At 52.6% G+C, this 13,338-nt stretch carries 14 protein-coding genes; 5 read left to right on the forward strand and 9 right to left on the reverse strand.

From position 1 onward, the window contains the following. Nucleotides 1-22: 22 nt before the first annotated feature. Together NSQ73_RS18580 and NSQ73_RS18585 are read right to left on the reverse strand one after the other, a co-directional pair. The gene (locus tag NSQ73_RS18580; RefSeq protein WP_340987606.1) at nucleotides 23-529 is read right to left on the reverse strand and encodes a hypothetical protein; all 507 of its coding nucleotides are present in this window, start codon (nucleotides 527-529) and stop codon (nucleotides 23-25) included. 74 nt (nucleotides 530-603) lie between these two features. Continuing rightward, a complete protein-coding gene (locus NSQ73_RS18585) occupies nucleotides 604-2,589 on the reverse strand; it encodes a glycoside hydrolase family 127 protein (RefSeq protein WP_340987608.1) in 1,986 nt (661 codons plus the stop codon). A gap of 147 nt (nucleotides 2,590-2,736) precedes the next feature. Here NSQ73_RS18585 and NSQ73_RS18590 point away from each other — a divergent pair, with 147 nt between their 5' ends. Further along, nucleotides 2,737-3,609, forward strand: coding sequence for a helix-turn-helix transcriptional regulator (locus tag NSQ73_RS18590; protein ID WP_340987610.1), 873 nt, complete (start codon nucleotides 2,737-2,739; stop codon nucleotides 3,607-3,609). A gap of 39 nt (nucleotides 3,610-3,648) precedes the next feature. Here the strand turns inward: NSQ73_RS18590 and NSQ73_RS18595 are convergent, their stop codons facing one another. Beyond that, nucleotides 3,649-3,867: a hypothetical protein gene (locus tag NSQ73_RS18595; protein WP_042136267.1), complete on the reverse strand. Its 219-nt coding sequence runs from the start codon at nucleotides 3,865-3,867 to the stop codon at nucleotides 3,649-3,651. 110 nt (nucleotides 3,868-3,977) lie between these two features. On the opposite strand from NSQ73_RS18595, the gene NSQ73_RS18600 reads away from it, so the two are divergent. The 4 genes from NSQ73_RS18600 (at nucleotide 3,978) to NSQ73_RS18615 (ending at nucleotide 6,604) form a co-directional block, all read left to right on the forward strand. Next, nucleotides 3,978-4,496: a DUF3231 family protein gene (locus tag NSQ73_RS18600; protein WP_340987612.1), complete on the forward strand. Its 519-nt coding sequence runs from the start codon at nucleotides 3,978-3,980 to the stop codon at nucleotides 4,494-4,496. A gap of 108 nt (nucleotides 4,497-4,604) precedes the next feature. Next, nucleotides 4,605-5,186, forward strand: coding sequence for a YitT family protein (locus NSQ73_RS18605; protein ID WP_039297036.1), 582 nt, complete (start codon nucleotides 4,605-4,607; stop codon nucleotides 5,184-5,186). 195 nt (nucleotides 5,187-5,381) lie between these two features. Beyond that, nucleotides 5,382-6,149 (forward strand): threonine/serine exporter family protein, encoded by a 768-nt coding sequence (locus tag NSQ73_RS18610; RefSeq protein ID WP_042235553.1) that lies wholly within the window; start codon nucleotides 5,382-5,384, stop codon nucleotides 6,147-6,149. Between the two features lie 26 nt (nucleotides 6,150-6,175). After that, entirely contained in the window at nucleotides 6,176-6,604 is a 429-nt protein-coding gene (locus NSQ73_RS18615; RefSeq protein WP_042136260.1) for a threonine/serine exporter family protein, read from the forward strand. A 365-nt stretch (nucleotides 6,605-6,969) separates the two neighbouring features. Here NSQ73_RS18615 and NSQ73_RS18620 read toward each other — a convergent pair whose 3' ends face one another. From NSQ73_RS18620 to NSQ73_RS18645, 6 genes are all read right to left on the reverse strand, one after another. Further along, nucleotides 6,970-7,482, reverse strand: coding sequence for a GNAT family N-acetyltransferase (locus tag NSQ73_RS18620; protein WP_340987614.1), 513 nt, complete (start codon nucleotides 7,480-7,482; stop codon nucleotides 6,970-6,972). A 5-nt stretch (nucleotides 7,483-7,487) separates the two neighbouring features. Then, nucleotides 7,488-9,512 carry a Na+/H+ antiporter gene (locus tag NSQ73_RS18625; protein WP_171716509.1) on the reverse strand — a complete coding sequence of 675 codons (2,025 nt, stop codon included), beginning with the start codon at nucleotides 9,510-9,512 and terminating at the stop codon, nucleotides 7,488-7,490. Nucleotides 9,513-9,683: 171 nt separating this feature from the next. Beyond that, nucleotides 9,684-10,319, reverse strand: a complete 636-nt coding sequence (locus NSQ73_RS18630; protein ID WP_340987615.1) for an NAD(P)-dependent oxidoreductase — start codon at nucleotides 10,317-10,319, stop codon at nucleotides 9,684-9,686. A gap of 29 nt (nucleotides 10,320-10,348) precedes the next feature. Next, a complete protein-coding gene (locus NSQ73_RS18635) occupies nucleotides 10,349-11,224 on the reverse strand; it encodes a beta-1,6-N-acetylglucosaminyltransferase (protein WP_171716511.1) in 876 nt (291 codons plus the stop codon). 75 nt (nucleotides 11,225-11,299) lie between these two features. Next, the gene (locus tag NSQ73_RS18640) at nucleotides 11,300-12,166 is read right to left on the reverse strand and encodes a VOC family protein (protein WP_340987617.1); all 867 of its coding nucleotides are present in this window, start codon (nucleotides 12,164-12,166) and stop codon (nucleotides 11,300-11,302) included. A 478-nt stretch (nucleotides 12,167-12,644) separates the two neighbouring features. Continuing rightward, entirely contained in the window at nucleotides 12,645-13,319 is a 675-nt protein-coding gene (locus NSQ73_RS18645; RefSeq protein WP_340987618.1) for a DUF4085 family protein, read from the reverse strand. Between the last annotated feature and the right edge of the window lie 19 nt (nucleotides 13,320-13,338).

Here is a 13,338-nt window from a genome sequence, read left to right on the forward strand (position 1 = left end):
AAACGTCTAAACGAGCAGGTCCTCAGTCAATCGTGACCAGCTTCCAGTTGCCGTCCTTATCCGGCATGAACCAGTAATTCCAGCTGTGCTTCACTTCCCCATCCGCTGTTGTACGGACATCATGCACGTTTATGACAACTCTGCCGCCGCTTTGCTCCGAAATCTCATCGACTCCGGTGAAAGTGATGCTGCCGGGAGTGAAGGCGAATTCATTTGCCTTTGCCAGACTTACACTGGCAAAAGCCCGGTTAAACTGTTCATGGTCCTCATTCACAATTCCCTCAAGCGCATCTCTCAGGCTTGCCTTCATCTCTTCATTAACGAGCGGATCATGAATGCCATCGATGTCAAAAGCAATCCTGCTCGGATTATCCGGAGAGACTTCTCCAGACTTAAGAGTTGATTCCGGCCTGCTGGTAGTTTCGGCATCCGCAGACCCGCTGTCGGTAGCCGGATTCACGAGTCCGCCGCAGGCGGCAAGCAGCAGTGGTACTGCCAGGACCGGCAGCCAAAACCATGTCCGGTTCATACGCATCCTCCCTGTATCAAATGCTTGTTAGACGCCGAACTCGCTCCAAAGTTGCTGTCTGTTACGCTTGCGGCTCACTCCCAAATCCACACCTTCATCTCGCCGCTACCGCGGTTGCCCCACAGATAGTAAGGGACTGCAGTTACCTTCACCGCTTCCAGCGTTGCCTTCTCTCTGCTGTACAGCCCTCCGGTCCAGGCCGCCTGTGCTACACGGAAGCCGTCGCCTTCTACCACTACAGCACCGCCAAGCAGCATTTCATCATACGTCTCGGTGAATGAAGCTGCTTCACTCAAGGAAATCGAGCTTAGCGGTTCACTGTTATCAGCCGCTTCCAGGCAGTAGACCAGCGGGCCGCGCTGAATGGCAGTCTTCCCGGCATCGGCACGCAGATTCGGGTGGGCGTATACGCGGTGCGCTTCCATTGGAAGCTTCAGCTCAATCACGTCGCCAGCCTTCCATTCCCTGCGGATCACAGCATAGCCCTGCTGCAGGCTTGCAGCAGCATCGCCTAACGCCTCTCCGTTCACTCTGATCTCCACGTTCTCGCTCCAGGAAGGAATACGCAGCGCCATACCGAACTCTCTGGCTTCCGCAGGATCAACCTTCAGGGTCACGGTTCCATCCCAAGGGAAACGGCTCTGCTGGCGGATTGCTACCTCTGTGCCGCCCAGTGTGGTCTTCAGCTCACTGCCGATATACAGGTTAGTGTAAAGTGTGTCGCCATGCTCAGTGTAGATATACTGATTCAGTGAGGTCAGCAGGCGTGCCACGTTCGGCGGACAGCAGGCGCAGCCGAACCAGCCCTGGCGCTCTGCTTTGACATGATGTTTGCCGGGGTTGCAGCTGCAGGCTTGCGGCCATACTTCAAGCGGATTCACGTAGAAATAGTGTTTGCCGTCCTGTGCCATGGAGCCGAGCACATTATTATAGAGCGCCCGCTCCATCACGTCGGCATACCGGGCGTCCGGGGTCAATTCCAGCATCCGCTTGGCAAAAAAGATCAGCCCGATCGAAGCGCAGGTCTCCGCATAGACCGTATCATTCGGCAGATCATAATCAAAGGTGAACGCTTCACCATGATGTGTTGACCCGATTCCGCCAGTGATATACATCTGTTTCTCCGTCATATTGTTCCACAGGCGCACGCAGGCTTCGCGCAGCGCTTCATCTCCGGTAAGCCGGGCCAGATCGGCCATGGCTGTATACATATAGACTGCACGGACGGAATGTCCCAGGGCCACGCTCTGCTCACGGACCGGGATATGGGCCTGATTATAACTGACATCCACACTGCTTGTAGCCGTACCTGTCCAGTGCGTAACCCGTCCTCTTTGTTCCCACTCCTGATGCAGGAAATTCGGTTCCTGTCCACGCTGATCGATGAAAAAGCTGCTGAGCTTCAGATATTTCTCTTCACCGGTCAGCCGGTACAGCTTCACAAGGGCCAGCTCAATTTCCTGGTGACCGTCGTAGCCCTTCAGCTTCCCCTCTTCCGGTCCGAAGACGGTTTCAATGTGGTCAACGAACCGCCGCACAATGACCAGCAGCTTGTCTTTGCCGGTCGCTTCATAATAGGCCACTGCCGCTTCAATGAAATGTCCCGCACAATACAGCTCATGGCAGTCCAGCAGATTCGTCCACCGTTTGCCCGGCTCTTTGAGTGTAAAATAGGTATTCAGGTATCCGTCTTCATGCTGTGCTTCGCCGACCAGCTCTATCATCTGATCCGCCTGACGCTCCAGTTCAGGATCACGCTTGATGCTAAGCGAATACCCCACTGCCTCCAGCCATTTAGCTACATCACTGTCCTGAAAGACCCAGCCGTTAAACTCGCCTTCCCTCCTGCCGGCAGCAATTTCAAAATTGGCAATGGCATGACTGGGTTCTGCTCCGGCCACCCGGTCATGCAGTGCCTCATACTGGTACGGAATAACGGTATCCTGAACCAGCCGGATATAACGCCCCCAGAATTCATCCTGAATAGCTACCTGCCGGCTTGTCTCAGCGGCTTGCTGAATATCTGCAAATTTACTCAATGTGTTTTCTCCCCTTTTCATTTCATCCTCGCTATTTGCAATTATAGACGGTAAAATGAATAAAAAACAGAATCATAAGCAACCCTGTTTTTGTACTATTTCACACTTGGATTATTAACCTTCCATGGAAGTCCGGCTAATAGAAAAGAGCTTGCGAAAGGAGCAGATATGTCACCCAGTCCTGCCTATATTCATCTGTCAGCACCGCCGTTCCCCTATTTCCTCGAATGCGGCCATACCGTATATTTGCCCGGCGAGCAGCATCCAAACCGCAGCCGTATGGGGAAATTCGATCTTATTATTGTAGAACAGGGCTGTCTGTTCATCGGTGAGGATGATAAGGAGTGGGCGGTAACCTCCGGGCACACCCTCCTTCTGCTGCCGGACCGCTATCATTATTCAGTTAAACCCTGCGAGGAGATCACCTCCTTCACGTGGGTTCATTTTCACACGGTCGGTGAGTGGATGGAAGCGGAAGGTGATCCTGTATATGCAGAGCGGGAGAAGCATTTCCGGCAATTCCTGATTCATCCTTATACGATCCGCATACCCCAGTTCGGACCTCTCCCGGACCCCTTCGCACGGAGCGGGCAGGCAGAGCAATTGCTGCAGCTTAGTCAGGGACGGCGCTCCAGCTCCGTATGGCAGCAGCAGCGCATCTTTGAGGAGATGCTGCGGATGATGGATCTGGCCCAGCAGGATACTGCGGGCAGTCAGGCTGCAGAGATCGCTGAACAGACGGAAGCCTACCTGCGCAATCATTTTACGGAGGATCTCACGAATGCATCCCTGGCGGATGCGCTGCATTTTCACTACAATTATCTGGCCCGCTGCATGAAACGTGTCTATGGGCTGACCCCTATGGAATACTTGACGGATTACCGGCTGGAGCAGGCCAAGCTGCTGCTGCTCAAGACAGAAATCCCTATTTCCGGGATTGCAGAACGTACCGGCTTCGAGAGCACCGCCTACTTCTCCCGGCGCTTCAGCCGGAAGGTTGGCATCTCTCCGCTGCGCTTCCGCAAGCGTTACTCCCGCTGAATCTGCAGCAGAAGCGCTTCTATGCAAGGAGCGGGGAGTCTACATAGGCTCTGCCGGAAGAATTCGGAATTCATGTACCTCGCGGCAATACGATAATCCCCGGATCCGGACAGATTTCGCGGTGTATGCTCTGATCTGTCCCCCCGGTTCCAGCACCTCCTCTGTACCCTCCTTCAGCACAACCGTTACCTGAACCTCCGATAGTGCCGCAGCCAGCAGCTCCATGTCGCTCTCCAGCACTTTATAGATATAATCCATCGGGCTACACCTGCTTTACTGTGACTTTATTTAGTGCACTTGAATAACGCTGATTGCACTGGACAACCTAATTTACGTTCATAACCTATTTGTAGAGGAGTTCTGTAATTATGGGAGTTCTAAACGGCAACCCCAAAGATGAACCGCTTCACTATGGTGAAATCTTCAATCTGTGGCAGGTCTCGGCAACAGCCAAAATGTCCTTATCTACCTATCAGGCATTTCACTTTCATGCCGGGGACCAGGATTTGAAGAAGATTATCGATGATCTTATGGATCAGGCACAGCAGGAAATTAAGGACTGTGACAAAATCCTCAAGCTGAACGGCTTCGCGCCTCCGCCTGCACTGCCAGACCGTCCCTCCGTCAAGCTCGAGGATATCCCGGCAGGCGCAAGGTTCTCCGACCCTGAGATTGCTGCGGCCCTCTCCGGGGCAGTATCGCTAAGTCTAGTGGTCTGCAGCCAGATCATGGGCATGTCGGTCCGCGAGGATATCGGCGCAATGTTCATGAAGATCCACGCCCAAATGGCCGCCTTCGGCATGGCACTGCTCAAAATGAACAAGCAGAAAGGCTGGCTGATCCCGCCTCCGCTGCAGCTAAAGAAACCAGAGCCGGTTCACGTCTGAGCAATTCACCTCTAATCCTGCGCAAGCAGGATTTTTTGTTTTATAGCTATTTTTTTCCAGACCGGTGCATATTTATTAAGACATGCCTTAAGTCTGGAGATGCTGAAGATGCGCTCATATCCCAAGTATGTCATTATTCTGCTGGCCAGCCTGCTGATTGCAGCGGGAACCAACTTTTTTCTGGTGCCCTATAAAATACTCGATGGGGGAATTATCGGCATTGCCCTCATCATTAATTACATCTCCGGCATCAAAATCGGACTGGCCATCATTGTCTGCAGTCTTCCGATCTTCCTGCTGGCCTGGTTCCGGGAGCGGGATATCTTCTATAACAGCATTCTGGGGCTGATGACCTCATCCTTCCTGATCGAACTGCTCGGGCCGCTGCAATATTACTTTCTGTATTATATCGAACTCGGTTCCATCTCCAGCGCTATAATCGGCGGCTTCCTGATGGGAAGCGGGCTCGGCCTGATGCTGCGGTTCAAAGCAAGTACGGGCGGAACAGATCTGCTGGCCAAGTTCATGAAACGTTACATTCCGCTCAATGTCGGAGTGATTATTTTCCTGACGGATTTCGTAATTATCGGTGCCGGCGGTGTACTGATCTCCAAAGAGACTTTTTTTCATTCCATACTGACTATTGTCTCCGGCGGTGTTGCCACCGGTCTATGTACGCTGGAAGACTAGAATGGACTGCAAAGAACGCGTCCTTAGGCTGTCCGGTTGCCAGTGCTTCTATGCTTCTGTGTTAAAAAATGTATTTTCCTTTTACCTTCTTGATAAAATTTTATTATTCGTCAGAATATATGGAATAAAGGTTGAAATTTTCACACATTGCGGCGACAATCGAATAGATAACATTCCCGGGGAGGATCGACGAAGTTGGATAGCACAAGCAACAATAGCAATACTACCGCGCATGATATTATAGACCTATGCCTGCTGGCCGGCAAAATCATGCTGCAAAGCGGCGCCGAAACCTACCGCGTGGAGGATACCATGAGCCGCATGGCCGCATCGCTCGGCTTCCCTGGAGCGCATAGCTACGTTACGCCGACAGTCATTATGTTCACCACCAGCCGAACCGAACCGGTGAAGCTGTTCCGGATAGCTGAACGGACGACCGATCTGCAAAAAGTGTCCGAGGTCAATGACATCTCACGGCGGTTGAGCGAACGCCAGCTTACCGCCGCCGAAGCCCGCGAGCGCCTGGGTATTGTCGACGACGCGGCGCATGCTTATCCGGTCTGGCTGCAGACTGTAGCTGCCGCCCTGACCGGCGCCTGCTTCACCGTAATGTTCAAGGGCAGCCTGTGGGATGCCCTGCCGTCGCTGCTGATCTCCGGGGTCGGCTTCGCCGCCGTCACCTATCTGCACCGCCTGGTCCAGATCCGTTTCTTCGCGGAGTTCATCGCCTCCTTTATCATCGGCCTGCTGGCTTTCTTCTCCGTCAGGCTTGGCATCGGACAAGAGATGGACAAGATCATCATCGGCTGCGTAATGCCGCTTGTACCGGGGCTGCTCATCACGAATGCCGTCCGTGACCTTATGGCCGGCCATCTGGTCTCCGGCCTGTCTAAGGGAGCCGATGCCTTCCTGACCGCCTTTGCCATTGGAACCGGCATCGGACTCGTGCTGTCCCTTTTCTAATTACCACTTGAAAGAGGTAGTCCTACATGATTTTGCAACTCATAACCAGTTTCATCGCTGCCTCAGCCTTCTGCGTTCTGTTTAATGCGCCGGTGCGCGCACTGCTTCAATGCGGTTTCGCCGGAATGATCGGCTGGATACTGTATCTGCAGCTGGATGACAGATGGGATACCGTTGTTGCCACCTTTGGAGCCACCGTGGTTGTCGGAGTGATCAGCCAATTTTTTGCGCGTTCCTTCAAAATGCCGGTGATTATATTCAGCGTCGGCGGAATTATCCCGCTGGTTCCGGGCGGCCTGGCTTATGATGCCATGCGCCAGTTCGTGGAGAGTGACAACAACCAGGGGATTCAGTTTGCGGTACAGGCGCTGCTGCTGTCCGGGGCCATCGCCGCCGGCCTTGTGCTGAGCGAGGTACTGGGACAGATGTTCCGGAGGAAGCACGTATCCGGATAGTTGTTCCCCCGTGGCTCCGCCCACCGGTCCACCTTAACGTACATAAAGCCCGCTTGCCTGCAGGGACATGGTCCTTGCAAGGCAAGCGGGCTTATTGCGTTGTATGGGGGCACACCGATGTCTGCTTCCCTATTAAGTTACATACACAAGCCTAATTGTTGTACGTATTGCAACTTGTACCTAATAGAAACTGGGTGATTCTTAAGGATTGTTGTATGAAATACAATAATTGCCCCGCGTAACCGCTCAGATAAGGGGGAAATGCTGCATTTCCTACAACAATTCTTGATTACTCCCGATATCACGAAGAGATTGTTGGTTTTCGTGCAGGAATTTAGTTAGCGGCTTCTGGCAACGGCCAACGATTAGCCGATAATTTTCTGATAGCTGACAATATCCAGCCACCGGCCGAACTTGCGGCCGATCTCCTTGAATAAAGCGCTCTGCTCGTAGCCGTGCTTCGTGAACAGGCGGCGGCTGGGCTCATTGTCTGCACATACGGTAGCTACCAGTACATGGAACCCAAGCTCATTAGCCCTCTCTTCAATGAACCGCAGCGATTGCCCGCCCAGACCTTGTCCTCCGCTGCCGGGCTTCAGGTAAATGCTGACTTCACCGGAGGTATCGTAGGCTTCTTTGTTCTTGTGCCGGGTAATCAGCACGTAGCCCTGCAGATCGCCGTCCTGCAGAAGGACATATGACTTAAATCGCGGGTCCCCGTTCAGCACAGACTGGCGCATTTGCGTCAAGGTCTGCGGCTCGGTATGAAACGATACGGTAGTGTTAAGTACATAATAGTTATAGATATCCAGCACACCCGCCAGATGTTCCTCAGTAATTTCTGCAAAGTGCAACCCGCTAGCAAGCAATTCCCCCATAATCATTAATCCTCCCAAATGGATGTTTCCAGCTGATCTACGAACCGCCGCAGCTTACCCGCGATCTTGAGATTAATAGCCCCGTTCTGATACATCTCCTGCACGGTATTCCGCTGCTCCTGAATGGCCTGCAGCTTCAGCTCCAGCTTCTCGTCATCGACGACACCGTCTTTGCTCCAGCCTTCGCCCTGCACCAGCCGGGATTCCAGCCGCTCATACTTGTCGATGACCTTCTGCGAGGCAAGCCGGTTCTCGTCGCTTATCCCGGCGCTGACGGCCGACACGGCCGCCTGGCACATCGCAATCTTCGCTGTCCGGGCACTTTCGGCATTCTGCACCGCCCGCCGGCCCTCTTCCCCGTTGAAGCGGCCCGAGAACAGGCCGGAGAACAGGCGCTGAATTTCAGTTACCGTGAACTTAATTTGCGTATCCAGCCGTCTGCAGAGCAGTGATTCCGTATGGTCCAGCAGTTCCTCCATCTTCACGGCGACAGGGGCGGGCACCGCCCCGTTCTCCAGCATCCGCCGCAGTGCTGTGCGCTCTGCCTCCAGGCCGCTCAGCCTGGCTTCAACGCCCAGACGCCGGAACTGCTCCGTGGCCGGGTCACTGTCCGGCTTGGCCGTGCACAGCCGGTCGATCTTGTCTGTGAACTCCAGTAAGACAGGCTGCGTCGCCCGCTCCGGGCTCTCCGTAACCAGGCTGCGCAGCATCGACATCCCGGCGTCAATTACTACATTTCTGGCTGCCAGCTCTGTATTTCCGTAGCCAATCGTCTGGACCACGGTCTCCTCTTTGTCGGCCAGCAGCGGCAGGAAGATACTTGCAATGACCAGCGACATCAGAATGACACCTGCGGCCAGCGCAATAATCAGATCCCGTTCAGGGAACGGCGTGATACCGTCCCCAAGCACGAGCGGAATGGAGAAGGCACCTGCAAGCGTTACAGCTCCGCGCACGCCGGAGATTGAAGTAATGACCTGTGACTTAAGCGGCGCCTTCTCTACACGGCGGAACCGGCTCTCCCATAGGGAATAGGCATAGACCCATAGGAACCGCAGCACTATGAGCAGCGCGGTAATCGCCATCACATACCCTGCAACCATGAAGTTGTTCAGCGTCTGATCACGGTAGATGACCTCTACCACATCCGGTACGGACACTCCGAGGATCAGGAATACCAGACCGTTCAACACCAGCAGCAGCACCGACCAGGTACTGGCTGATACAAGCTGCAGCTTATACTGCGGCGATACGGCCCGGTCCTTCTCAATGGCGTACATTACACCACCGGCCACAACAGCGAGGATGCCGGATACGCCAATCTCTTCACTGATCAGATAAATGATAAACGGCGTAAGAATCTGCAGCAGCACATGGATCGTCACATCCTCCATACCGAATCTGCGGATGAATACACTTAGGCGGATGAGCAGAAAGGATAGCGCCGCACCCAGCAGCAGACCGCCTGCGGCAATCATTACAAAGCTGAGCGATGCCTTAGGAAGCGAGAAAACTCCCGTAACCATGGCCGCGATCGCAAATTTGAAGGCAACCAGACCGGAGGCGTCATTCATCAGCGATTCACCTTCAAGGATACGGTGTATACTTTTCGGCAGATGCACCCTTCCGGCCAGCGCACCGACCGCTACAGCATCCGTAGGGGACAGAATCGCCGCCAGTGCAAAAGATGCCGCCAGAGGAATTGAAGGAATCATCCAGTTAATGGCATACCCTGCGACAAAAACCGTTACAAATACAAGCCCCAGCGCCAGCAGCAAGATCGGTGCTCTAAGGTTCCACAGCTCATCACGCGGTGTCCGTCTCCCGTCATTGAACAGCAGGGGGGCAATGAACAACACAAAAAACAGTTCTGGCTCAAAAGACATATGTATTCCGGTCGGCACAAGTGCGGCGATGATCCCGAGTCCGATCTGAATCAGAGGAACCGGCACAAACGGAATGAAACGGTTCACGATATTCGATACCGCGATTAGCCCGAGCATCAGCAGCACAGCAAGAAAAGTCTCCAAGCCCCATCATCTCCCGAATATCTTTTTTCAAAATATTATATCCTATATTTGCAGTAACTGCATAAACGCCAATAAACGGAAGACACAGCGGAATTTCCGCTTGTGCCTCCCGCTATATTCTCTATCCAGCGTCCATCCTGCCGCCTCACTGCAGAAGCAGCAGCTTCAGGATCAGGATTCGGACACCACCGTGAACCGTTCGCCGATATGCTGCGGCTGTTCAAGCTCATCCACAATTGCAATTGCATAGTCGGCATAACTTACGTAGCTCTCGCCTTTGGAATTAACGAGCAGATGATCCTTGCCCTTCACATATGCACCTGTTCTCTCCCCGACAGCAAAATTGGCTGACGGACTGACGAACGTCCAGCGGAGTCCCTCCGTGGTTTGAAGAATCTCCAGATTCTTACCTTGGTTCAGGGCTGTCGGCTTCACAAAATCCGGGAACCCCGGTGTGTCCACAACCTTCACCGTCCGGGCTTCATCCACGTATAAGCTTCCTGCACCGCCGACGACAATCAGCCGGGTATCCGGCACATTCTTAAGAGCCTCAATCAGAACATATCCGGCCTCCACATGCAGATGCTCCTGTCCAAACGGCGCTCCGAACGCATTTATGACGGCATCATAACTCCGCAAATCTTCAGCCGTCAAGGATAGGATATCCTTTTCCAGCACCGATGCTCTACTGTCCGTTACCTTCGCAGGGTTCCGCACTATAGCGGTAACCTCATGTCCCCTGTCCAGCGCTTCCTTCACAATCTCACTGCCTGCTTTGCCGCCTGCTCCAATGACTGCTATTTTCATGATATATGCCTCCTAAGATAGTTAGAGCCTCAAGCCAGCCGCAGAATATCGCTGATGATCTCCTTGTCGACATCCAGATCGAACTTCCGGCCCCAGAAGCAGCCTGCACCTTGCTCGCGAATCCGTTCGTAATCCCCGGCCCGCAGCGTTCTGGGGAATTCCGGTCCGGTGTCCCAATCGGTATAGCGTTTGATCTCATTGATTACATTATCCTTATATTTACTGTTCAAAATAATTGAATGGAAGAAGATCTCATCGCCGCAGAACGAATTCCGGAACAACCGGACGTATCCGGGATGCTCCGCGATGAATTCGAGGATATACTGCATGCATCCCCCGGTAAGTGACATCCAGTTCGAGCCCTTATACAGCGCCTCCGGCAGATCCTTCAGGCTGCGCTTAAGCCAGGGTACCGACATCACCAGATTGATATAACGGTTGCGGATCTCTGAGACAGCTTTGGCCCGGGAGACCAGGAACCGCGGATAATACACAGACACCCGGTACAGGCAGCCCCACATTTCCGCCTCATTCGGAAGCTGCAGATGCTTGACGAACTCCTGCCCTTCATGCTCTTTGAAGAAATCAGCAATCACCTTATTGGAGGCAAGAGGCAAATCCTGTCCGCTGATGATATGAACATAGTTATAATTCCCGCTTGCCCGGATCAGTTCGAAGCACTTCAGGATGCATTCAATCTGGCCGTAATGGCCCCACTGTACGTCTACCGGCTGCTCTACGAAATGAATATCTTCGCGATGGATAATTTGCTCTTCGATGCCGCTTTTCTTATCCACATGCAGGAAAAACTCCACATGCTCATCCGTTAAACGATCGATCAGCAAATTAATCTGCTGAGGGCTCTTGTGACAGAGGACAACATAAGCCATTTTGAAATTGTGCAAAAGATTCATCCTTTCGCTCATTTATTTCCACATATTATAGGGGAATGAGCGAAGATGGACAAGTTTTCATTCCTCTCAGCCTTTGACAAGCAGCCGGATTCCAATATTCCACGGGTCTCTCAAGGTAGTGGTGCCGCCTTCTACTTCTACACGGTACCCCGCTTGCTTCACACGTTCCGCCACTTCAGATACATCCCCGCTGCCCGGAAGCAGCAGTGTGAAATAATCGATGCCCGCCGCATTGGCCGGAGCCGCTTTAGCTCCTTGTCCCGCCCAGACATTAAGCCCCATATGGTGATGATATCCGCCCGCCGAGATGAATAGTGCAGCGTCCCCGTAATGAGCCGTGATTGCAAAACCAAGCGCATCCACATAGAATTTCTTGGCCTCCGCCAAATCGCCTACATGAAAGTGCACATGCCCGATCACCGTGCCCGCAGGCAGTCCGGTCCAGTTCAGCCCTTCGGAAGCCGCCAGCAAGCCGTCCACATCAACCGGGTCTGTAGTCATCACCACATTGCCAGTAGGCTCATACTTCCAGGTGTCGCGCGGCCGGTCGCGGTATATCTCAATGCCGTTATTGTCAGGGTCCTGAAGATACAGCGCTTCGCTGACCAGATGATCGCCCTGGCCGATCTCTATGCCCGCATCAATCAGATTACGCAGCACCAATCCGAGACTTGGACGGTCGGGCACCAGAATCGCGAAATGATACAGTCCGGCTGCCGAATTACGGCGCAGAATCTGAGCCTGTTCAATCTCCCGCAGAACCAGCAGCACATGCACACCATCCGCAGTCATTTCCACTTCACGCCCCTGCTGGTGCAGGATCTTCAGTCCGATTACATTCTGATAAAAGGTGAGCGAACGCTCTAAATTGCTTACTCTAATCTGTACAAGTCCAATTTCCAGTTCTTGCGGCAGTGCTGCTGTTGTCGTCATATAAACCCCTCCTGAATAAAAGCATATGGATCATATAAAAAGCTAACCCCTCCGGTACGTTCGTGCTCAGTGCTGCTTAGTCTTGACTGTTTATAGAAGCATCATTCAAGCTTGTAACTGTTTCCGTTACACATTAACTAACTTTAGTATAGTAGCGCTCTATATGTTTGTCAATTACTTTTCAAAATCGTCCGGAGGGGCGAATCAGGCGGTAATCCAATAGTTAAATTACTATCCGGTGAGATCAAAGGGATATATCCATTAAATCCCCCATGCAGCCGACTTCCGGCGGAATCAGAGGGATTCATACCTCATTTGGTTGGTCTACCCTATCCGCGGCACATTGTATTCGATTTTTCGCATACATTCGGCTCATCTCTACGGATAAACTACAAATATCAATGAAACTTATCTACAACTGACGAATATCATAACTTCCTATAAAAAAACCCGGCCAATTGGCCAGGCTCCGAAGCAGTCATCCGTTGTATTTGGGTTCACTAAGCATTTCAAATGATACATCCTGTGCAGTAATTCTAAGCTCACTCAGCGGCGAATCCAGCAGAACCCGTAACTCAAACCCTCGTTCCACCGCATAGATCTCGGTATACAACCAGACCATTCTGTTCAGGCGTTCAGGCAGCTCCAACCCGGTCACCCCGGTAAAGGTTAGTCTGATATCACATTGATAATGCATGGCTCCGCTGCAGTCCAGAATGATCTCCACAACCTCCTCCGCCGGCACAGCATATGAAATCACCCTTGAATCATGAAGGGACTTCTCAACTAGCTGAACAGCATGTACAGGTAAGCTGTCCTTAATAGACAGATACCTTCTGTAGTATTCATCATCCAGCACCTTCATCCTGGCTTCGTATTCACTACGCCACTGCTGCGCCTGTTCTTTGAACTCAGGTTCAGGATAAGTAGAATTAATCGTTCCGTCATGAATGGAGGGATGGAAGTATTCCGGAAGGTACTTCAGCAAATCCGCTTTGAGGTATTCCAGGAAATCTTTCGTCCTCTCCTTATAGCTGAGCCCCTCCGCAGCATGCCACGCAACATCCTCCAGCCAATCCTGCTCCGTCTCAGGGAACACCATAAAGCCGCGCACCTGCATTTCTTCATACCATGAATATGTATAAAATTTCATTTGGCTCCTTTACTCCCCA

It is taken from the genome of Paenibacillus sp. FSL R10-2736, assembly GCF_038000245.1.
Taxonomy (GTDB): Bacteria; Bacillota; Bacilli; order Paenibacillales; family Paenibacillaceae; genus Paenibacillus_AQ; species Paenibacillus_AQ phytohabitans.